Annotated in this window: 22 protein-coding genes; 11 read left to right on the top strand and 11 right to left on the bottom strand. The window is 66.4% G+C overall.

Features of this window, described 5'->3' with window-relative positions; translation table 11 throughout:
• Positions 1-57: 57 nt before the first annotated feature.
• The 3 genes from IFE19_RS04875 to IFE19_RS04865 form a co-directional block, all read right to left on the bottom strand.
• Positions 58-567, bottom strand: coding sequence for a hypothetical protein (locus tag IFE19_RS04875; RefSeq protein WP_040345450.1), 510 nt, complete (start codon positions 565-567; stop codon positions 58-60).
• An 11-nt stretch (positions 568-578) separates the two neighbouring features.
• Positions 579-980 carry a JAB domain-containing protein gene (locus tag IFE19_RS04870; protein ID WP_306424861.1) on the bottom strand — a complete coding sequence of 134 codons (402 nt, stop codon included), beginning with the start codon at positions 978-980 and terminating at the stop codon, positions 579-581.
• A gap of 423 nt (positions 981-1,403) precedes the next feature.
• On the bottom strand, positions 1,404-2,021 hold the full coding sequence (locus tag IFE19_RS04865; RefSeq protein ID WP_003165001.1) for a cation transporter: 618 nt from the start codon (positions 2,019-2,021) through the stop codon (positions 1,404-1,406).
• A 397-nt stretch (positions 2,022-2,418) separates the two neighbouring features.
• Between IFE19_RS04865 and lspA the strand changes: the two genes are divergently transcribed.
• The 4 genes from lspA (at position 2,419) to IFE19_RS04845 (ending at position 5,978) form a co-directional block, all read left to right on the top strand.
• Entirely contained in the window at positions 2,419-2,946 is a 528-nt protein-coding gene (gene lspA / locus IFE19_RS04860; protein ID WP_218650374.1) for a signal peptidase II, read from the top strand.
• Positions 2,947-2,999: 53 nt separating this feature from the next.
• Complete coding sequence (locus tag IFE19_RS04855; RefSeq protein WP_178826588.1) at positions 3,000-3,485, top strand: MAPEG family protein; 486 nt, start codon at positions 3,000-3,002, stop codon at positions 3,483-3,485.
• 66 nt (positions 3,486-3,551) lie between these two features.
• Positions 3,552-3,986 carry a MerR family transcriptional regulator gene (locus IFE19_RS04850; protein WP_178826590.1) on the top strand — a complete coding sequence of 145 codons (435 nt, stop codon included), beginning with the start codon at positions 3,552-3,554 and terminating at the stop codon, positions 3,984-3,986.
• A 57-nt stretch (positions 3,987-4,043) separates the two neighbouring features.
• Complete coding sequence (locus IFE19_RS04845) at positions 4,044-5,978, top strand: cytochrome c/FTR1 family iron permease (RefSeq protein ID WP_178826592.1); 1,935 nt, start codon at positions 4,044-4,046, stop codon at positions 5,976-5,978.
• Between the two features lie 181 nt (positions 5,979-6,159).
• Here IFE19_RS04845 and IFE19_RS04840 read toward each other — a convergent pair whose 3' ends face one another.
• On the bottom strand, positions 6,160-7,065 hold the full coding sequence (locus IFE19_RS04840) for a cation diffusion facilitator family transporter (protein ID WP_184270874.1): 906 nt from the start codon (positions 7,063-7,065) through the stop codon (positions 6,160-6,162).
• Between the two features lie 249 nt (positions 7,066-7,314).
• Between IFE19_RS04840 and IFE19_RS04835 the strand changes: the two genes are divergently transcribed.
• A complete protein-coding gene (locus IFE19_RS04835) occupies positions 7,315-7,668 on the top strand; it encodes a hypothetical protein (RefSeq protein WP_207826179.1) in 354 nt (117 codons plus the stop codon).
• 37 nt (positions 7,669-7,705) lie between these two features.
• Here IFE19_RS04835 and IFE19_RS04830 read toward each other — a convergent pair whose 3' ends face one another.
• Positions 7,706-8,398: an IS6 family transposase gene (locus tag IFE19_RS04830; RefSeq protein ID WP_088411784.1), complete on the bottom strand. Its 693-nt coding sequence runs from the start codon at positions 8,396-8,398 to the stop codon at positions 7,706-7,708.
• 282 nt (positions 8,399-8,680) lie between these two features.
• Here IFE19_RS04830 and IFE19_RS04825 point away from each other — a divergent pair, with 282 nt between their 5' ends.
• The 6 genes from IFE19_RS04825 to IFE19_RS04800 all read left to right on the top strand — a co-directional run bounded on the left by IFE19_RS04825 (position 8,681) and on the right by IFE19_RS04800 (position 15,611).
• The gene (locus IFE19_RS04825; RefSeq protein WP_207826177.1) at positions 8,681-9,319 is read left to right on the top strand and encodes a hypothetical protein; all 639 of its coding nucleotides are present in this window, start codon (positions 8,681-8,683) and stop codon (positions 9,317-9,319) included.
• Positions 9,316-10,347, top strand: a complete 1,032-nt coding sequence (locus IFE19_RS04820) for a hypothetical protein (protein WP_207826175.1) — start codon at positions 9,316-9,318, stop codon at positions 10,345-10,347. The genes IFE19_RS04825 and IFE19_RS04820 overlap by 4 nt, the downstream gene beginning before the upstream one ends.
• A 539-nt stretch (positions 10,348-10,886) precedes the next feature.
• Positions 10,887-11,345, top strand: a complete 459-nt coding sequence (locus IFE19_RS04815) for a hypothetical protein (RefSeq protein WP_207826173.1) — start codon at positions 10,887-10,889, stop codon at positions 11,343-11,345.
• 9 nt (positions 11,346-11,354) lie between these two features.
• Positions 11,355-12,890 (top strand): hypothetical protein, encoded by a 1,536-nt coding sequence (locus tag IFE19_RS04810; protein WP_207826171.1) that lies wholly within the window; start codon positions 11,355-11,357, stop codon positions 12,888-12,890.
• Positions 12,890-14,917, top strand: a complete 2,028-nt coding sequence (locus IFE19_RS04805; protein WP_207826168.1) for a hypothetical protein — start codon at positions 12,890-12,892, stop codon at positions 14,915-14,917. Before IFE19_RS04810 ends, IFE19_RS04805 begins: the two co-directional genes overlap by 1 nt.
• Before the next feature lie 25 nt (positions 14,918-14,942).
• Positions 14,943-15,611 carry a hypothetical protein gene (locus tag IFE19_RS04800; protein ID WP_178823753.1) on the top strand — a complete coding sequence of 223 codons (669 nt, stop codon included), beginning with the start codon at positions 14,943-14,945 and terminating at the stop codon, positions 15,609-15,611.
• A gap of 141 nt (positions 15,612-15,752) precedes the next feature.
• Here the strand turns inward: IFE19_RS04800 and IFE19_RS04795 are convergent, their stop codons facing one another.
• From IFE19_RS04795 to IFE19_RS04770, 6 genes are all read right to left on the bottom strand, one after another.
• Positions 15,753-16,433: a thermonuclease family protein gene (locus IFE19_RS04795; protein WP_207826166.1), complete on the bottom strand. Its 681-nt coding sequence runs from the start codon at positions 16,431-16,433 to the stop codon at positions 15,753-15,755.
• A gap of 326 nt (positions 16,434-16,759) precedes the next feature.
• Positions 16,760-17,440 carry a DUF799 domain-containing protein gene (locus tag IFE19_RS04790; RefSeq protein WP_207826164.1) on the bottom strand — a complete coding sequence of 227 codons (681 nt, stop codon included), beginning with the start codon at positions 17,438-17,440 and terminating at the stop codon, positions 16,760-16,762.
• The gene (locus IFE19_RS04785; protein WP_178823757.1) at positions 17,440-17,805 is read right to left on the bottom strand and encodes a DUF4810 domain-containing protein; all 366 of its coding nucleotides are present in this window, start codon (positions 17,803-17,805) and stop codon (positions 17,440-17,442) included. The genes IFE19_RS04790 and IFE19_RS04785 overlap by 1 nt, the downstream gene beginning before the upstream one ends.
• Positions 17,802-18,107, bottom strand: a complete 306-nt coding sequence (locus tag IFE19_RS04780) for a hypothetical protein (protein WP_178823760.1) — start codon at positions 18,105-18,107, stop codon at positions 17,802-17,804. The genes IFE19_RS04785 and IFE19_RS04780 overlap by 4 nt, the downstream gene beginning before the upstream one ends.
• Positions 18,108-19,046 carry a CsgG/HfaB family protein gene (locus IFE19_RS04775; RefSeq protein ID WP_207826162.1) on the bottom strand — a complete coding sequence of 313 codons (939 nt, stop codon included), beginning with the start codon at positions 19,044-19,046 and terminating at the stop codon, positions 18,108-18,110. It abuts the gene before it with no gap.
• A gap of 82 nt (positions 19,047-19,128) precedes the next feature.
• Positions 19,129-20,700 (bottom strand): DUF2779 domain-containing protein, encoded by a 1,572-nt coding sequence (locus IFE19_RS04770; RefSeq protein ID WP_207826161.1) that lies wholly within the window; start codon positions 20,698-20,700, stop codon positions 19,129-19,131.
• Between the last annotated feature and the right edge of the window lie 68 nt (positions 20,701-20,768).

Raw genomic sequence — 20,768 nt, 5'->3', positions numbered from 1 at the left:
AGCAGCCCGACTTGATCAGAATCAGATCCCGCCGAGCGACCAGAGCTCTGGCAATCGCTAGTGCAGCTCCGACAGAAAATCGCGGATCGTAGGGGCCAACGCCTCTGCGAACCCTTCGGCCGTCTCTATGTCCTCGGACATCGAGATAGGCGAGAGGCGTCCGTTTGGGACCAAGGCGGCCACACGAGCCGCCAGCTCGGGCGGATGCGGTCCCTTCCGATGGCGGCTGCAGCAGCTACGCTGGCGGCGTTGGAGCGAGGGATAGCGTCTTCCACCATCGCTCGGATGACGGGCGCAAGGGAAGGCAGGATCGCCGCCTCGCAAGCGTGGCTGGACGCCCTGGCTATTCAGACGCCCCCAGGGATCAATGAAGCCGAGCCCCTGCAGATGCTCACGGACCGCACGCCAGTCCGCCGCTCCGAAGCCGTGGATCACGACCCGGTCGCCGTCGAGGAGAAGGGAGACGGACCGGTCGGCGCGGCTGTGGCCCGGGGCCGGCACATTGGCGCTTCGCCCGCCGGAATGGATGTCCCCGCCCAGGGCGGCGACGATGAGCCGGAGCGACATGACGCGGGGCCTCAGATGAGACCGAGGGCGCGAAAGCTCTGTTCGCCCTCCCGGCCGACCACGACATGATCATGGACCTGGATGTCGAAAACCCGGGCGGCCTCGATGACCCGGCGGGTCATCTCGATGTCCGCGCGCGAGGGTGTCGGATCGCCCGAGGGATGATTATGGACGAGGATCATGGCCGAGGCGGACAACTCCAGCGCACGCCGCACCACTTCCCGGACGTAGACAGGGGCATGATCCACGGTGCCGTCCGCCCGATGCTCCTCGCGCATCAGGATGTTGCGCTTGTCGAGGTAGAGCACGCGAAACTGCTCCCGGGGCTCGTGGGCCAGCGCCCCCCGGACATAGGCCAGCAAGGCCGTCCAGGACGAGATCGAAGGCCGCGCGCAGACATCGGATCTAATCAAATGAACGCAAACCTGTCGCAGCAGCTTGAGAGGTCCGCGACGGCGGCGACGTCCAGGCCGGGCGTTCGGGCCAGCTCTGACGCGTCCGCTGCGACAACCGCGGCCAGGGCGCCGAAGCGATCCAGGAGATCCCCGGCGAGACGATGAGGGTTGGTCGGAAGCGAAGCCCGCTTGAGCATCAAGGCCAACAAGGTTCGCTCATCCATCAACTCGATGGCCGGGAGGCCGGCGCCTGCAGCAAGGGCGCGGGCGTGTTCAAGGTCGGGTTTGGGGATCGATCGCATCGCGAACTCCTCGGTCGCTATCCGCCTCCTCATGGGAAGTCGACCGAAACCCGCCCTCCCCAATCCTTGAATTGCGCCGCAAATGATGGGCCGGCTGACTGGATCGGCTCACTCTCCGCCCATGGATTGCCTCTTGACGCTAGCCGCCCCGGGACGCTCCGTCAGAGGCCCTTTGTATGTTGATCTTTCGGGCGCCTTCGAGAATCTCGAGACCGCCCTTCGCGGCGATTCCGGCGACGATGACGCCGACCACCAGGTCAGGCCAGGACTGCTTCAACCACAGGACCAGGGCGCCGGCGACGAGGATGCCCCCGTTTGAGGCGAAATCGTTGAAGCTGAAGGTCTCGGCGGCGCGCAGGTTTACATCGTCGCCCTTCAAGCCGCGCAGTAGCTTTAGGCAGATCAGGTTGACCACCGCTGCGACGACGGCCAAACCGATCATGGTCCAGCCAATAGGCTCCGTTCCCAGCCACCATCGGCGGCCGGCGTCGATCAGAACGCCTGCGGCGAAGATCAGCAACAGCACACCCGAGGTTCTCGCGGCGCGCAGCTTCCAGGCGAGAGCGCGGCCAACCGCCAGAAAGCTGATCAAATAGACAAGGCTGTCGGAGGCGTTATCCAGCGCATTGGCGAGCAAGGCGCTGGAGTTGGCCAGCAATCCGCCGAGCCCGAGCCCGACGAACAACAGACCGTTCAGGATCAGCACGATCATCAGCGTTCGTCTCTGACGGTCATGCTCAGCGTTCGATGTCTTCATGGACGCCCTCCTGTTCCGGGCACGGCCGCCCACGTTGACTAGTTTCGGAAAACAGCGCGCATTGGCAGGCAGCGGTAAACATTGGAGCCGTCATTGAAACACGGTCTTGCCGGACTGCCCATGCGACGATCTTGAGATCCGACCGGCCGCTCGTCCAGACCGACGAGCCCAAGCGACGAAACCGGCCGCAAGGCCCCACCGGATCCCACGACGCGCAGCCGCCGGCATTGCCTGGTCAGATCCCAACGCCAAAGCCACCACATCAGCCTCAAACGCACCTTTCCTTCAGCCAGCCCCGGATTGAGAAAAGCGTTTGCCCTGCCCCTGCGGAAGGGGCTTGATCCTCCAGTAGCTAGAGGATGCATAGATCGTCGCATCAACAGGAGAACGCACGATCATGGTGTTCACGGAGCGCCGAGGCGCCAGGGTGCTGAACGTCCGCGCGATGGCTATCGGCCTCGCCGTGACGGTCATTGTTGTGGACCAGGCCACCAAGGCCATGGCCCGCGGGAACCTTGAGGACGTGGTCAATCTGACATCCTTCATCGCGCTTCGCCTCGGGTTCAACCCAGGGGTCACCTTTGGCCTTTTCGCCGGCTCCGGGGACATGGGGCGCTGGGTTTTGAGCATCGTCTCGCTGCTGATCATCGCCGTGCTGTCGATCTGGGCCTGGCGAACACGCAGACCTCTTCTTGCCGCCGGCCTGAGCCTTATGGTCGGCGGCGCGCTCGGGAACCTGCTGGATCGCCTGCGTTTCGGGCACGTGACCGATTTCATAGATCTTCACTGGGGCGATGCGCACTGGCCCACTTTCAACCTTGCCGATGCAGCGATCGTCTGCGGCATCGGCTTGCTTCTGTTGGCTTCGCGAAGCGGGGCCGAACCCGGGACGTCGTCCCCCACGATCGAACCCACCGTTCGATGACGGGGCCCCCCGAAAAAAAGTCCATAGCCGTTCGCTCCGCCCTGGCCATAGGCGTGACCGCAAGCAGCCTGACGGCTACCTGGCTGTGGATTCCTCCCGCGCCATTCGGCGTCGAGACCGACATGGCGACGGCCGATCGCCTGGCCTACGCCCTCAAGTGGGAGTTGCCGGTGCTCGTGTGGCTCGCCGGCTGCCTGCGGCTTGTCGCCAGCATTCGGTATCGGTCGGATGAGGACCGACCAGGAGCCGCCTACGGCCCGCCCAGCGCTCGGCTCGCCGTGCCTGCGGCCGTGTTGCAGAATTCCCTTGAGCAGACCGTCCTGGCCGTCGGCGCACATCTGATCCTCGCCGTTGTTTTGCGAGGCGAGGAGTTGATCCTGATCCCCGCTCTGGTGACGCTTTATCTCCTCGGTCGTGTAATGTTCGCGATCGGCTACGCCAAGGGCGCCGCCGCACGCGCTTTCGGCATGGCGCTTACCGGCGCCTCGACGCTTGCCGCCATGGTCATCGCCATCGTCCTGTTGATTCTCGGCCGGTAGTATCCGAGCGCGCCTCATGCCCGTCTTTCCGCCCCAGTCTCCAGGACTTCGACCCATGTTTGAGCGATGACACGCCCCTCGCCCACTTCGTCCGGACCTCGCAGCATCGGCAAACTCGCCGCCGCCACCGGCATAAAAATTCCGACGATCAGATTCTACGAGCAGATCGGATTGGTGCCGGCGCCGCCCCGAACCGCCAGCGACCGCCGGATGTATGACGATGACGCCGAACAAAGGCTGACCTTCATCCGGCATGCACGCCAACTTGGCTTCGACCTGGATTCGATCCGGTCCCTGCTGGATCTCTCCGATCATCCCGACCGCGCCTGCGACGAAGCCAACACCATAGCCGAACGTCATCTCGCCGAAGTGACGCAGAAGATCACCCAGTTGCAGGCCCTCCGGCGCGCGCTTTCGCGCATGACCGCTGAATGCGCGGGCGGACGGGTCTCGGCTTGCAAGGTGATTGAGGCCCTGCACGATCATTCGGCCCCACAATAATGCACGACACACGCGCCGTTCGAATGCTAATGCGAACGGCTCACAACTAGGTTTCCGATGCGCCCTCTGCTCAGCCTGATCGTCCTCCTGCTCACCCTTGGCCTGACCGCCCCCGCACTGGCCCAGACGGCCTCGGCCTCGGAGGCACAGGTCGCGTGGCGGCTGCTCGACTACGTGGCGGTCGACTACGCCGGCGCGGTAGAGAACGGCCAGGTGACCAATCCCGCCGAATACGGAGAGATGGTCGAATTCAGCGGCCAGATCCTCACCCGCCTGGAAGCCCTGCCCTCCACGCAGACCAAGGCCGATCTGGTCCGGGACGCTCTCGCTCTTCAAGTCGCTATCCGGAACAGGAGCGATCCGCGCACCGTCGCCGGCCAGGCCAAAAGCTTGGCCGCCGCGGTTCTGGCGGCCTATCCAAGTCCGCTGGCGCCGTCATTCCCGCCCGACCTGGCCAAGGGGGCCGCCCTCTATGACGCGCAATGCGCTGTCTGCCATGGCGCCACAGGGCGCGCCGACGGCGCGGGCGCGCAAGGACTTGATCCTGCTCCTATTGCATTCGCAGACGTCGAGCGCGCCCGCCAACGCAGCGTCTTCGGCCTGTACCAGGTGATCGACCAGGGGCTCGACGGCACGGCGATGGCCAGCTTTTCCCATCTACCGGCTGAGGACCGCTGGGCTCTGGCCTTCTACGTCGGCCGTTTCGCCTTCACTGACGCCGAAGCGGTCGAAGGCCGGCGTCTTTGGGAGAGCGACCCGGCGATCCGCACCGGCTACCCGGATCTGGCTGCCGTCACGCAGGCGACGCCGGCGGAGTTGGCGGCCCGCATCGGCGAGACGAAGGCGCGGGCGGTGACGGCCTATCTGCGCCGCCACCCGGAGGCGGCGGTTCGCCCCAAGGGATCGACCCTCACCCTGGCTCGGACGCGTCTGGCGGAGAGTGAAGCCGCCTATCGTCGGGGAGACCGAAAGGCCGCGACCGACCTGGCGCTGTCGGCCTATCTCGACGGCGTCGAGCCGGTCGAGCCGGCGCTTGGCGCGCGAGACACCGCCCTTCTACGTCGCATCGAGACGGCCATGACCGATCTCCGCGTGTCGATCAGCAAGGGCGCGGCAGAGACGGAGGTCGCGGACCGGATCGCTCGTCTGAACGCCCTGTTCGACACCGCCGAGCGGGCCCTGGCGCCCCAGAAGGCGGACAATCTCGCCAGCTTCATCGGCGCCTTCACGATACTGCTTCGCGAAGGACTGGAGGCGCTGCTCATTGTGGTGGCGATGATCGCCTTCCTCAGGAAGGCCGACCGGCCTGAGGTGTTGCGTTACGTCCACGGAGGATGGGTGGCGGCTCTGGTCGCCGGCGGCGCCACCTGGGCGGCCGCGACCTTCTTCATCTCCATCAGCGGGGCCAGCCGAGAGCTCACTGAAGGGTTTGGCTCGCTTCTGGCGGCGGTCGTGCTCGTTTCCGTCGGCATCTGGATGCACGGCAAGTCGCATGCCGACGCCTGGCAGACCTATATTCGCGCCAAGCTCTCCAAGGCGCTCTCGAAGCGATCGGCATGGTTCCTCTTCCTGTTGGCCTTCGTCGTGGTCTACCGGGAGGTCTTCGAGACGATCCTCTTCTATGCGGCGATCTGGAGCCAGGGCGGCCATGTCGGCATGCTGGCCGGCGCGCTCACCGCAGTGGCGATCCTGGCGTTCGCGGCCTGGGCGCTGCTCGCCTACAGCAAACATCTGCCGATCGGTCGGTTCTTCTCGCTGAGCTCAATCCTCATGGCCGTCCTGTCGGTCGTTCTTGTCGGGAAAGGCGTGGCGGCGCTTCAGGAAGCGGGTTGGCTCGATGTCCACCCGATCACCTGGGCGCCGCGTATCGAGATTTTGGGCCTCTACCCCACCGTGGAAGGCGTCGGGGTCCAGCTTCTAACGCTCGTCGTGCTGGCAATCGGGTTTGCGCGTACCTCCGGTTCGAAACGGCAGGGCTCGGCCAAGGCCTAGCTGGTTATCTCCGAATGTATCGGACCGAGAGGACCAGCGGCTTCACTCGGGGGGAAGGCCCGCCCCGGCCCGGGGCTGTAACCCCGTCAAGCCCCAGAGTATCGGTCAGGTCTCTACCGGTCTGTATCGACAAGGACAGTCGCCGCGTTGCCTGGCCCTCATCGGGCAGGTGGGAGAAGCTCTATTGGTGAGCGACAGACCCGTGACCGACGCCAGCCCCGTCGCCGTCGCCGGTTTCAATTTGAACGGTGGCGTGGTCGATGCCGTGAACGTCGTTCATCTGCGCCAGCACCGCCCGACGCACCTGTTCAGCGGCCTGGCCTTCGGCAACGACCAGATGGACCGAGCCGTTCACATCATCGCTGCTGACGCCCCATAGGTGCAGGTCGTGGACTTCAGCCACACCCGGCACGGCCGCGATCGTCGCGCGCACCGCCTCCAGAGACAGGCCCTTGGGCACGCCTTCAAGGAGGATATGGGTGGTGTTCTTCAACAGCATCCAGGTCCGCGGCAACACCCAAAGGCCGATGCCGATCGCGACAACCGGATCGACCCAGGTCCAGCCCGTCAGCATGATGAGGACGGCGCCGCCGATCACCCCGACGGAGCCCAGCATGTCGGCCCAAACCTCCAGATAGGCCCCTTTCACGTTCAGGCTGGCGTTCGCCCCAGAGGCCAGAAGCCGCATCGACACGAGGTTCACGACCAGGCCCAGGGAGGCGACGACAAGCATCCCGACGGAGCCAACGGGTTCCGGCGAAAACAGGCGCAGAACTCCTTCATAGAGGACGTAGCCGGCCACCACGAACAGCAGGACGGCGTTGAAGGCGGCGGCGAGGATTTCGAACCGGCGATAGCCAAAGGTCCGCACAGCGTCGGCCGGACGCTCGCCTATCTTGATCGCCGCCAGCGCGATCGCCAGCGCAGCGACATCGGTGAACATGTGCGCCGCGTCCGACAGCAGGGCCAGACTTTTGAACACCACGGCCCCGACGACTTCGGCGATCAGGAAGCTGGACGTCAGGGCGAGCGCCCATATCAGGCGCTTGCTGCTGGCGTCGGCGCCGTGAGAATGACCTTGGGCCATGAAGCTCTTCCTGGTGGGCGCCGTCGATGTCTGGCCTGATCGATCATTGGCGAACATGCTTCGCCCCGCAACAGTCCTGATCGATCGAAACGACGAGAACAGGAGCGCCAGACCCTGCCCCTGCGCCGCTTGGAATCGGTATTCGTCCCAAGTCGCCGTGGAAACGGCGACTATGCGTTGACGGCGCCGACTGCATGGGTGTGATCTGGATCAACGCAACTTCACGTCACGCTGAGCCAGAGATCGAGAATGACTGAAAAGCTCCGACTCGACATTCCGCTGCTATTGCCGGACGTCCCCGACGTGGCCGACGCCTGTGTCGCCCGATTGCTCTCTGATATCCGTGGAAGAGAGGGCGTCGACGACGTCCACGTCGTCGCAATGAGCGATGAAGCGGCCGCGCAGCTGTGCATTCACTTTGATCCCGACCTCCTGTCTATGGCCCGGATTCGCGAACTCGCTGCAGCGGCCGGCGCCGACATCTCCCAGCGATACGGCCACGCCGTGTGGCGGATCGACAGTCGATATGAGCGCCAGGCACGGACGATCGGCGCACGACTTAGGGCCGCCCCGGGCGTCCTGGAAGCGGTGCCGTCAGGTTAATTAGGCATTGGCAAAAAAGTCCCTACCCTGCTCATTTTCAGATGGTAGCGGCCGCCCAAGCAGCATCCGCATCGCCACGAAAGCGACGAAGTGTAGGTCTGCTGATCAGATGGCATTGGATGTTGAAGGTATTGTAGATAGCTGCGTGGGTTGTGAGAAATCTCTGCGCTGAGGCTTGGGATTTGAACCTCTGCTGCTGTCGCTCTCGTCGTCGGATCGGCAAATGCGAGTTTTCAACGCGGTTATTGTCTCGTAGCCGGCCAGGGCGATGAAGGTGCCGCAGTTCCAACTGATCAAGCGCCGCACCGTACGATGCCAGCCCATCCGTTGTGATGGTTTCCGGCTCGACAGGTTGTTTGCGTAAAAGACGTTTGATTAGATTCAGCGCGGCCTCTGTGTCCCGCCGGCGCTGGACGATGACGTCTAAAACCTCGCCTTCGTCGTCAACCGCGCGCCACAGATACATGCGCCGTCCTCCGATCTTGCAGACCATTTCATCGAGATGCCAACGGCCTGTCGGAGGCACTCTCCTCTTCTTGAGCCGCCGTGCAATCAGAGGCCCGAACTTGATCGTCCAGCACCGGATCGTTTCGTAGCTGACGTCAATTCCGCGTTGCGCCATCAGTTCCTCGACGTCGCGGAAGCTCAAGCTGAAACGAAAGTACAGCCACACGGCATGACGTATCACCTCAGCTGGAAAACGATGTCGCTTAAAAGATAGAGGCTTCATAAAATCGCCCACCCCACCAATGGCTTGCAGCCTTCGAAGTGGAGCACCTTTACCGTTAGACTGACAGCACCGCCGTGGCGCATCCCATGTTCGGCCGCAGAGGGTCCGTTTAACGCCACATCGGGAGAGAGAGAGAGAGAGAGAGAGAGACGAACCGCAGGCGTCTAACAGATCTTATGCCGCCTGGGCCGCAGCCCCGCCCGAGCGGCGCCCGGTTGCGCCCCCGCGAATCCCCGTTATGGCGAAGGTTCGACACGTCCTGATCGTCGAGGGGGAGAGAAGATGGACCTGGGCTATCAAAGGCAAGCCGTCGCCGAATGGCGCGACCGGCAGATGACGGCCGCGGCGGCGCTGTTCAACTTGAAGGCCATCGACGCCCGCGCGGCCTTTGACCGCGATCTTCACGACGCCACCGCCCGCGACGCCTTCTTCCCGTCGGCCTTGGCCACGACCCGCATCGACGCCCTGATGACGGCGGCCTTGGACCAGGCTCTGCCGGACTTCTTGTCTGCGGCCGCGCAAGAGCTGGTCGCCATCTCCGAGCGCCTCACGACGCTGTCCCAGGGCCTTGGCGACGCCAAGCTCGATCTTCCGAGCGCCGCTTCGGCGACGCTCGAGGCCGCCTCGGCGCCGGCGAGCGAAGAAACCCCGCCGCCCCCCGCCGCCACGCCTCCGGCCGCCTGGCTCACGGACCTGCCGGGCCGGCTGCGCAAGCAGGCGGCGGGGGTGATCGACAGCGCCGGCGCGGCGGCGGACCAGCTCGTCACTGAAAGGCTGAAGCTGGTCGATCGCCTGCGGACGGCCGCGGCCAAGCGGATCGAGCGGGCCTGGATGAACGACGAGGCCGGTCATGATCCGCTCTCGCAGCTGATCGGCCTGATCGACGAAACCGCTCACGCCAGCCGGGTCAGCCTGTCATGATCGCCGGGGCGATCGGCGGGCTCTTGCTGCGGGAGATTCCCGGCCCCCTCCTGCACGGCCTGGCGAGCGGCGAATACCGCCTGTTTGGATCGACGATCCGCCAGGCCGCCAACGGCCGGATCGTCGGCTTTCTGCAAGAAGCGGCGCCGCGCGCGCTTCAGAGCGGAAACCCCGTCCTCGCCCCGGTCAGCATCGCCGCCGACCTGGGCCAGTTGGTCCAAGGCGAGCTCATTCGCGCCGGGGTCAAGCGATTGGAGGCCGGCATGGCCGTGCTGCAAACCCTGGGGGCGGCGAACCTCGCCGTCAGCGCCGCCGGTCTCGGCGTGTCCCTGGTCGGCTTCGCCGTCATGTCGGCGCGGATCGAGGCGGTGCGCCAAGCGGTCAGCGCGCTGCCAGACCAGATCGCCGACGTCGGCCGCAAGATCGACCAAATTCAGCAAGACGCCGTCGATCTCGAGTTCGTCGAAATCCAGGCGCTGGCGCGCAGCGCGGACGAGGCGTGGCGCCTGTCCGACGTCGCCGCCGAAAGCCGCTGGCGAGAGGTCGCACGCGCCGCGCTGCACCACCAGGCGCGCTTTGAGCTGCGGGCCGATCGCATGCTCGCCGGCGACGCCCGACGCTATGCGCTCGCTGATCCCTTTTTGGACGCCTTGGCGCTCACCGCAGCGCTTCGCGTCTCGGCCCTGATCGCCAGCAACGAATCCCAGGCCGCCCGCGAGGCGGCCGCCGACGGCGCCCGAAGCCTGGAGCGGCTGACCGGCGGGCTCGGCCTGGCCGATCTCAGCCGGATTGAACAGAGGAAGAGCGATGCGCCGCCCGGCACGCGCCAATGGGCTCTGGCGCAAGCCTGCGCCAACGAGGCGGTGCGCGACACCGTTCGCAAAATGCGCCAGCGCGAGGCCGCCGCCCTGACCCGCGCAGCGCCCCTGGCGGACCTCGCGCAGAGGGGCGTCACGCCCCGCGACTGGCTGGCCCAGGTGCGCGCCGAAACCGAAGCGCCCGTCTTGGTGATGCTCGCCGACCGCTGACGCGGGGCGCGCCCTCAAGGAACGTCGGTTTTTAGGACTCGCGCCGCGCGGCCTTCCATGGCTTGATCGCTTGTCACGGCTCAAGCCTGGCCGGGCGGTTCGGTTGCGGCGTCCAGCGCCCCCCCTTGTCGGGCCCGCGCCCGAGCCGCCCCTTTTTTGAGGCCGGGCGGCCGCCCTTGTCACCGAACGCGGCTCTGTTTCATCCGGCGACGGCGCGTCGAAAGGCTGCCCTGATCGCCCGCGAAGCCACGGTCTGGAAGCGGCGGACCTTCATCCCGCTGTGACCAAGGACCGTCCGCTGCGGAAGACAGCGCCCCTGCCCGGACAGCCGTCTGCGCCCCGCCGCCAGGCCCCGAAACCGTGGACAAGTTTTAAAGAACATTGATCGTCGCGATAACGCCAAGCTAAGACTTTAAAGCGAAGCTTTCGTCGCGGCCGCGCTAAGAACGCCGCAATTTCAAGAGGATCTTGAGCTGTCCATGGCGTTTCGTCTCTCTCTTCCGACGCTCCTTTGTTCCGCGGCGCTCGCGTCCTTCGGCTTGGCGGCCTGCAACAAGCCCGAGGCGCCGCCCGCTTCTGAAGCGGCCGAGGCCAATGCCGACAGCCGCTTGGCCGCGATCGACGACAGTCTGGCGCGCATGAACTACGGCAAAGCCGCCCGCCTGGCCGCTGAGGCGCAAGCGCAATACCCCGGCGATCACCGCCTGCACGCCGCCGCCGCCCGCGCCCAGGCGCGCCTCGGCGACGCGGACGCGTCCGCCGCCGCCCTGCAGCGCGCGGTCGCCGCTGGCCTGCCCGACGTCCGCGCCCTTCTCGCGGACCCCGCCTTTGACACGGTGCGCGACCATCAGGCGCTCGCCGCCTACCGCCCGCGCCGGGCGGCCAAAGCGCCCGCTGCGCCGACCAGCCGCATCCGCGCCGGCGACGTGGAGATCATCGAAAGCGCCGATGGCGACGTCATCCGCGCCGGCGACGTCGTCCTCGACACCCGTCCCTAAGAGTTTCTCATGACCTTCAAAACCTCCTGCTTCGCCGCCGTGGCCCTGGCAGCGATCGGCTCCGTCGCCTTCGCCCAAGCGTCCAACGTCGTCTCCGGCAGCGGCTCCGCGCCGGTCACCCGCGACGCGAACGCCGTGCGGGCCCAGGCCGAAGCCCTGGCCAAGGCCGATGTGGTCCGCGCCTTCGCCCGCCAGGTCCTCGGCGCCGAACGCATGGGCGAACTGACGCCGGAGATGGTCGATCAGTTGGCGGTCCAGATCCGCAACGACATGATCGTCGATCGCGCCTCCGAACGGGTCGGCAACGCCTTCAACGTCACCCTGTCGGCCAGCATCGACCGTCAATGGTTCCAAAGCGCTCTGGATGATCTGGGCCTCGCCTCCTCCTCGCGCCGCGGCGGCGGTCAACAGCAACGCATCGTGGTCATGATCGACGAGGCCATCGGCGTGGCGCCGGACTTCAGCCAACCGGCCGAGATCGTCACCGAATATGATCGCGACAGCGGCTCCTCCTTCAGCGACAAATCGGCCCTGGCCTACAGCAACCGCGAACGCTCCGGGTCGTCGTCCTCGTCCGCATCGGGCCAATCCTCGCAAGGCCGTTACGCCGGCGCGGCAAGCGGTCGGGGCGGCTCGGTCGCCGTCAGCGGATCGGGCAGAAGCTCCAGCGCCCAGCGCTCGCGTTCGTCCTCCGCCTCCTCCAGCGACACCGCGCTGATCGACCGCACCAATATCGAGGCCAGCACCCATGACGATGTGCGCTTCCGTCAGCGCATCACCTTCCAGTCGGCCGCCAACAGCGCCACCGGCCGCGCGGCCGTCTCGGCTCTGACCGAAGGCCTGGTCAACTACGACATCGGCACCGCCAGCGTCACGCCGCTGATGGCGGCTTTCCAGCCCGGCCCGACCCCGCTGTTCACCGAGCTGCAAGCCAGCGGCAAGCTGAACGCCTTCTTCCAGTACGCCCAAAGCCAGTCGGCGCCCTTCTTCATGTCGGGCGCCCTGGAGATCAATCATGGCGGCCGCCACCCCGCGACCGGCGAGGTCGAATGCACCGGCGCCTTCAACGCCGACGCCTACAGCACCGCCACCGGCCAGAACGTCGGCTCCGCCTTCCGCGAGGCGACCGGCGTCGGCCGCAACAGTTCCGACTGCGAAAACCGCCTGACCACGGTTCTGGCCAGCCAGGTCGCGGCCGCCCTCGGCCCGCAGATCCAACGCGAATGGCGCAATGTCAGTCGCGCTCAAACCTCAGCCGTCCAGTCCGCGTCGGCCCCTGCCGAATACACCCTGACGGTGCGCGGAAACGACCTGAACATGGGCGTTCAGGCCGATCTCCTGGACGCGCTCGGCGCCATCCCAGGCGTCGATCAGCATGCCTTCCTTGGACAGGACGCGCGTCAGATCAACATCCACGTCAAATATTCGGGGTCCACGCCGCTGCACCTGGCCCTGTTCCAACGCCTGCGCGGCAACCCCGCCTTCGCCGCCATGCAGTCGCAAACGGCGCCCCAGCAGGTCATCCTCTGCCTGAACGGCTGCTAATGTCGCGCCTCGCGTCTTGGCTCCTGGCCGCAGCCGTCGCCGCGCCGACCGTCGCGTCGGCCGGCGAGAGCGGTCTTCGCCTTCACCCGATCCCAGGTCTGTTCGGGCCCGAGGACTCCGCCTGCGGAACCTCGGGCCGAACGGACAATCTGATTTCACCGGCTCTGTGCGACAAGCTCGCGCCGATCGACCGGCGCCAGTACTGGGGCCAGCGCTTCGACGCCCTGATCACCGACCGCTTCGGCGAGGACCAGGTGGCGCGCGACCTCTCGACCCCGCCGCCTTCAGGGATGACGCGCGAGACCCTCATGTCGCGCACCCTGGTCGCCTCCCTGCATGTGTCGCGCGCCGATCTATGGACCGTGCCGCGTCCCAGCGTGGTCGAGGCCCACATGCCCATCACGGCGACCCTGCTGATGACCAATGTCCTGACCGGCGAGGTCATGTTCGCCCATACGGTCTCGACCAACGTCCAGGGCCTGATGGGGCGCAACACCTATCAGGCGGAAGCGGCGGCTCAGTTCGACCAGCATTTCGACGCCGCCCTGGTCCGCCTCGTCGATGAGGCCAAGGCCCGCTTCCAGCCGAACACGGTCACGGCCCAGGTCCGCGGTCGTAACGGCGACCTCTATATCGTCGACGCCGGCCTGCAGAAGGGCTTGCGGCCGGGCGACCAGATCGGCGCCGACGCCCGCGTGGTCTTCGCCGACGCCCACTACGCCCTGGTGGCCCCGGCTCTGGATACGCTCAGCGTGGGGCAGAGCCTGTCGCGCTATGTGGCCCAACCCCTCGATGCCCTGACCCGTCCCTCCCTGCTGGTGGTGGTGGCGGACACCGCGCCCGACGTTCCGCCCGGTTACGCCGCCGCCATCATGGAAGAAGCCTTGGCCGCCGCCGGCGGCTTCGCCCTCATGCCGATCAATCCCGCGGCGTCCGCCATCCGCGCGCCGCAGCTGACCGCCGCGGGCATCGAAAGCCGTCCGCCGGCCCTGCCCGACTACTTTCTGCGCCTCACCGTCGCACCGCTAGAGCCTTTGCAAGCGCCCACCAATGTGCCCAGCGTCGAGCGCCGCGTTCAAGACGCCCGGGTTTTCCTCGAGGTGATTGATCATGACGGCCGCGTGGTCTTCGCCGTCGAAGGCAAGGACCTGCAGATCGACGAGATCACGGACGGCATGGCGCCGTCGACCGCTCAGCGTCGGGATGTGGCCGTCCGCAACGCCATGCAACAGGCCGCTCAGGTTCTCAAAGCCGGCTTCACGCCGTCTCGCGTACGACTGGCGGTCGCTTCGGCCGACGACGGCGAGGTCGTGATCACCGACCCGGCCGGCGCCCTCGGTCTGGGCCAGAACGCCCACGTCGTGCGCGCCATCGGCCGGGTCTCCGGCGTTCAGGGCGAGGTCTGGGCGCCGGTGGCGGCGTTGGAAGTCGTCGAATTCGGCGACGGCGTCGCCAAGGCGCGACAATCCGGCGTCGAGGTCGCCCGGGTGCGCCGAGGCGATCAAGTCGTTCAGGACACAGTCGGCTCGCTTTCCGCATCGCGTTTCCACTACGCCCCCTGCGCGACCGCCGTCGCCTTCCGCGGCGCGGAACAGCCTCTGTTCCAGGCCCTCAGCTTCAATCGCTTCGCCGCGGGCTTCCCCGGCGCGGTCCAGGCGTCGCGCTTCGCCGAGGAAGCTGCGCCTCTGGCGCTCGCGTCGCTCTCTCCGGACTACCGTGAGGTCAAGGCTCTGACGGCTCGCCCCGCCGACCTCTGCTTCGAAGCGGTTCACAATCTGACGCAGACTGGGCAGAAGCGCTCGGGCCAGAGCTTCGTCCAGAACACCTATGACCTGACGGTCGGCTATGTTCTGAAGCGGAACGATCAAAGGGTCGGCGCCCAAGGCCTGCAGCAGACCCTCACCGCCACCGCCGTCCCGGCTGACGCCGACGCCGCGCATCAGGATCTTTCGGTTCAGATCGACCTGGCCGACTTCGCCTCGGACCTCGCCCTGCGCGCGGCCAAGGCCCTGACCCCCGCCCCCTAAACCCAAACCTCACTTGGAGACTTCCATGAAGACCTCGTCCCTCCTGGCCGTCGCTGTGGCCGCCACCCTTGCGGCCTCCGGCGTCGCCTCTTCGGCCCACGCCCAACTGGGCGCACTGCGCAAGCTCGCGCCCGGCGGCGCGAGTGCCTCGGCCGGCGACCCGGACGCCTTTCTGAGCGAGACGATCGAGACCACCAAGCTGGTCATGACCTCCGCGGCGCTTCTGGCCGCCGCCGCATCGCAAGACGCCGACCGTGACGCCATCAAGGCCCGCATCACGGCCATCGAGGGGGCGTCGTCACCGCGTGACCTCCAAGCTCACAAGGCCGAGTTCGAGGCGGATGTCGCCACCGTCAACGCCAATGCCGCCGATGCGGCGGCCTGGCAGGCGAAGTACGACGCGGCCAACGCCCAACAGCGCGCCTTGATGGTCAACGCCGCCTACAACTTCACCATCGGCATGATGCGCAACGTCGCTCTGGGTCAGCAGGCGCCAAGCCTGATCAGCGGCCTGCAGTCCAACCCCATGCAGCTTACCAAGCTGGGCAGCCTGCGCGCCGCCGCCGGCCTGCTGGGCGACCAGGTCCAAGCCACGCGCTCGATGGTCGGCCCCATGCGCACCCTGCTCAGCCGCGGCGGCGTCGAAGTCCCCGCCGACGCCACCGCGTCCAGCGCCCGACCCGTCGATCTCTAAACGATCACCTCAAAAACAGACGCCGGGTCGTCCGGCGCGCATTCGCCCTGCATCAACTCCGACGTCCCAGCGTCGGAGTTTCTTTTTGCCCCACCTTTGCGGGCCCCCATGGCCCCGTGCACAGTCGCCCGAGAAGAAGGATTAGGAACGACCCGGCGCTGAAACCCACCCCGCCGCCCGGGCCTCGGCTTCCGAACAAAACCAGCGCTCGCCGGCCGTCTCGTCGATCCGCGTGCGGGCGTAAGACCGCATGCCCGGCGCATGATAGTAGCGCGCGCCCTTGGCGTTGATATTGCCCTTAATAGCGCAAGCCGGTTGGGGCGGCGCCTGTTCTGGACGGTCATTCCGGCGCGCCGCTCGCCACGCCCACGCCGGCTCGAACGTCCCAGCATGCAGGCCCCTCGCGGCCGCTCGCGCCGACGCCTCATCCCGGGCGTAGACCCCGGCGCTATAGCGCCGATAATCCAGAGCCAGACCCTGCGACACCATCCAAGCGCCGATGTCCTGACCGTCAACGGCGCACCGGGCGACGCTGCGGCCGTATTGATCCTTCTCGACCTCAACGCAGGAAACCGCGCTCTGGCCGATCCATTCGCGCAGCGCCTGACTGGCGACCTCGCCGCAGCGATAATCCTGACCGTGGCGACGACAGGTTTGGTCCTGTTCGGGCGCATCCACGCCCCAGAGCCTGATCCTCTCGCCATCGATCGTCAGGGTGTCGCCATCGACAACCATCGGCGCCGAGTCGCTCGACGTGAGCGCAGGACTGGCCCCGCACGCCGCAAGAACTAAGGCCGCAACGGCAATTATATGGGAAATCACGTATCCCGTCCCAGACCTACGGGACGTCGCTGTCCAAAACTGCATGCCTCTATCCTATCGGCGGCCGAAGACGGCGATCCAGGCTGTGGCGGTCACCAACGCCTGAAGACAATGAAATCGACGAGACGCCGTTGGACACGCTCTGGCGCTAAAGGCTCAGCCGCGCGCAGACGCATGCTGGCCTCATCACGCTCTCCTCCAGCCTGGCTTAGACGTCGCCTAAAGCCGGCAGCCAGACACGGCGAACTCAGTCGCCCCAGCCCCACGCAGGCGAAATCCAGGTTGAAACGAGCGGGCCGATCCGCATGGATCGGCCCTGCCCTTCCTTAGTTGGGGAAGGTCTTTTGATCGGCCTGATGCTGGGCCGGCAGATAGGGCCCCGCCGGCAAGCCCTGCCCCGCCACGTGGGTGGCCAAGAGGTTGGCCTGCTGGGTCAGAGGAATATAGTTGGGCTTGGCCTTTTCGACCGCCGCAGCGATCGCCTGGACCAGCAGATCAGCAAGCGGATTGCCCGAACTCGACGCCTGAGGACTGTAAGACAGAGCCTGGTTGTTAGACCACAAGGTTTCGCCCGTGCGGCAGCTCTTCAGCGTATAGTCGAACTCCACATTAGTGGAGGTCGAAATGACGATATATTGAGACTCCCACTTCTGGATCTCCACGAACATCACCGTATCGCAGCCGAACAGGCCTCCGAACTGAGAAGCGTCAGCCTGGTGCACCAAGCCGGCGTCAGACAGGCCTTCGTCGTCCAGAAGGCGTTTCACCATGTGGGCGGGGAAGACATAGTAGCCGCGCTCAGCGACCGGACGAGAAATCGTCGAGACGAAATAATCGGCCGCATCAACATTCACTGTGGAGTTGAGCGCCGGCACGACCAGAACGCTGCGAGGATTGGCCGCCCTCAGAGCCCCATAGCTCTTGGGGGTCGGCGCGGTGACGCAGGCGGAAAGCGCAGCGCAGCCGGCCAGGGCCGCCGCTGCGGCGATGAGTGTTGAACGTCGCATCAGTTGCCCCCTCCGGCCACGGCCGTCCCGCCGTCGATCTTCTGAATGATCCGATCCATGAACTGGGCCGACTCCGGGAAGCGCGTCCGCTCCTCCTGGAACAGCTTCAGCGCCGTCGCTGCGTCGCCCGCTTCCAGATGGAGATAGCCCAACTCGGCCAGCAGACCCGGCGCCACGGCGTCGCGCGCACGACCGCGCTCGATCGCCTGTTCCAGCGCCGTCTGATAGACGTCGCGTCGCTCGGGGCTTTGCGAATAGGCGTAGAGGGCCGGCTCATAGGCGCCCCATTCAAAACGGCTCGTGGGGGCGCAGGCCGCGACGGCCATGAGGGCGGCCAGGGCCGCGAGCGATACCAGGCGCCTCATGGGACCGTCACCGCGACGCGCGCGCCGGCGGACACGAAGACCGCCTGGGCGTGCAGGCGACGTCCGCCGTTTTCGATGGCTATGTCGTGACGTCCCGTGGTCAGGGGCGCGCCCGCCTCGAACTGGGCCACGGCGCCGAGATCGCGTCCATCGACGATGAGGCGCGCCTCGGGCGGGGCGTTGGTCACCACCAGCACGCCCGCCGCCGCGCCTTGGGCGACCTCGCGTTCGGCGTAGTTCTGCACGCAGCCCGTCGCCATCGCCGCGCATAGCGCAACGAGGGCCAGTGTCTTCAGTCTCATCTATTTGATCTCCGTGACCCGCAGGCCAGTGATGTCTTGAGGCAGGGCGCCGCTGACCAGACGGGCGGTCGAGCCCTCCGCGTCCGGGGCGTCGCCGAAGAAGCCCGTCAGTTCGATTTCAGCCACGACGGACCCAGGCAGGGTGATGGGCAGGCCGGATTGGGCGCTGACCACGGTCTCGCCCGGGGTCTCGACGCGGAAGCGGTCGCCGACGCGCAGACCCTGGCTAGCGCCGCCGCTCACGAACACCGTCTCGCCCGATACGCGCAGGACGTCGGTGAACCAGGCCCGCTGCTGCAACTGATTGATGACATTGGTCATGGTGTCGGCGATGGCGGCGGCCACGGCGCGATCGTTCAAGGTCGAGTCATAGCCCGCACGGGTGCCGAAACCAGCGACTTCACCCGTCTCGGTCGTGGCCTCCCCCGAGCCCGAGGTCGAGAAGAAGACCCGCCCCGTGCGCACATCGACGAGACGGATCTCGACCGTGGCGTTGACCGCCTGGCGACGCTGGGAGTTCAAGAAGCCCTGCTTGCCCTCGTTGCGTCGGCCCAGCTGCGTGATCGAACCCAACAGAAGGGCGTCGACGCCCACGAGATTCTGGGCCGTCGCCTCCGAAATCAGGCGCTCGGCGTTCAGCGCCGTCAGATCCGCCCGTTCGAAGACGAAGAAGTGCTGCGAGGACGTCAGGGCGTTGACCAGCATGTCGCTGGCCTGGGTCGCGATCGGATCCGCCTGACCCGGCGATTGCAGCAGGCGGCCGTAAGGCGTGCTGTTGGTGAAGCGCCCGACGGCCACGCGCCGTTTCAGACCCGTACGCTGGACGGTCTCAGCCTGTTGCGCCGCCATGTCGGTCGCCAAGGCGGGCGGCGCCCAGGTTGCGCCGACCGTCAAGGCCAGCGCCGCGGATGCGACGCAAACCTTTTGATAGATTGTCATTTTTAGCCCCCGAAGTAGCAATGATCGCTGTGCCATAGCACTGCTGAGAGTGGCAAGCCTTGTCCGTAACACCCCTCACCGATCATGGCCTCGCCCCCACCCCCGGCCCGTCGACCCGCCCGGCGCCGGTCAGTCGCCGCAGCAAGACGATCATCGCCTCGGTGTCGCGCTCGCAATAGGTCTCCAGCCCCGCCTTGAGTTGGTCCCGGCGCGTATTGCTCGTCTCGGCCCTGGCCGCCTCGAACCAGGCCTGCTGGGCCGCGCCGCCGTCCTTCACCTCCAGATCGTCATAGGCGAGATCAGGCGCGATCGTGGGCAGAACCGCCTTGATCGACCAACTCCCCCTCTGGTCGCGGTGATAATAGACCTCGCGCGTCACCGGCAGCAGATCCACGATCCTGGCCTCGATCTCGATCAGAGCCTGCGCCAGATCCGGGAAGGCCTCGGCCAGGTCGCGAACGCAGCGTCTTTCGAACGCGGCGTTGTAGGCGATGATCGCGCCGCAGCGCTCGGCGCCCAACTGAGCGACCAGGGCCTCGGCGCAGGCGCGCCGCGGATCTCCGCCGTCGATCGACAGGAAGCCCGTGTGAATAATCTCGCCGCCTTCGGCCTCGATGTGGCACGAGAACTGAAACGGAATCTGCTGAAACGGTCTGCAACCGACCCACCGCGGCGCGGCCGGTCCAATGGTCTCGAAATCAAGATAGGCGCGCGGCCAGGCCCACCCCTTCGTCGCCTCGATCGCCCCTTGGCGATCCAGATAGGCCTCTCCCGTCACAGTCGCTTCACGCACGCGTTCATGCACCGCATTGGCCAGGACGCCCGGCTTGAGATCATTCAGGTCGAACAGGCCCTCCTCGGCCCAACGCGCGGCGATGGCCCTTCCAGTCCGCGGCAGCAGGCTGATGGGCCAATCGGGGCCGGGAGGATCATGGCGGGCGCAATAGCTCGAAAACTCGCAAGCGAACGGACGGGCGCAATGTTCGCCAGCTCTGACATCGGGCTCATCGCCGGCGAGAACGGCCCGGGCTCTAGCGACGATCGCATCGCGATCCGCGATCAGATCGGCCAAGAGGTCCAGGCATTCCGCATCCCGGAAAAGACCCGCGTAGTCCCCCTCGCGCTGAAGCCGGAAGCTGCTGTCGATATGGCGGATGCAGGCCGACGACACAGGCGTCCCCGACCGGGCCACCACCCACGCCTGGGTGGCCAGGTCCCCGAGATGATAGTCCTTCACCCCCGCCGAACTCTTCACCTCGGCGATCGCCCATCCGTCCCGCATAGGCAACAGCACGTCGACCCGAACCAGGACGCCGTCGTGCTCAAATGTCGCCTCGAAAATAGGCTCGGACCAGCCCTGATCGATGAGGGTGCGCGTGCGCGCCACCGCCGCGGCCAGATCAGGTTCGGCCTCGACCATCACGCCCGTAGGCCACAGGCCGCAGGCGATTTCGCCGACTTCATGGCCGGTCGCAAATCGCGCTTCAGCCCCGTCGTCGACCAGGGCCGCCTCCGGCCTGTGCTTCGACAGCCAGAGCTTACGCGGACACTGCTCGAAGGCCGCGATCTTCGATTTCGACAATCCGTAGCGACGCGCGCCGCGCACCAAAGTGACGACGCTCCCGCCAGAGACGGCGTCCATAGCCTGGTCCATGTCTTCGCCTCCCTGCCCCGGCGCCGCGCGCGCCTTCTTCCAGAGCCCAGTAGCAACACACAGATACG

Origin of the sequence: Brevundimonas pondensis, from assembly GCF_017487345.1 — a bacterium.
In the GTDB taxonomy this organism is placed as follows: Bacteria; Pseudomonadota; Alphaproteobacteria; order Caulobacterales; family Caulobacteraceae; genus Brevundimonas; species Brevundimonas pondensis.
The sequence above is the reverse complement of the archived record's forward strand: the minus strand, read 5'-3'. Positions and strand labels throughout refer to the sequence as shown.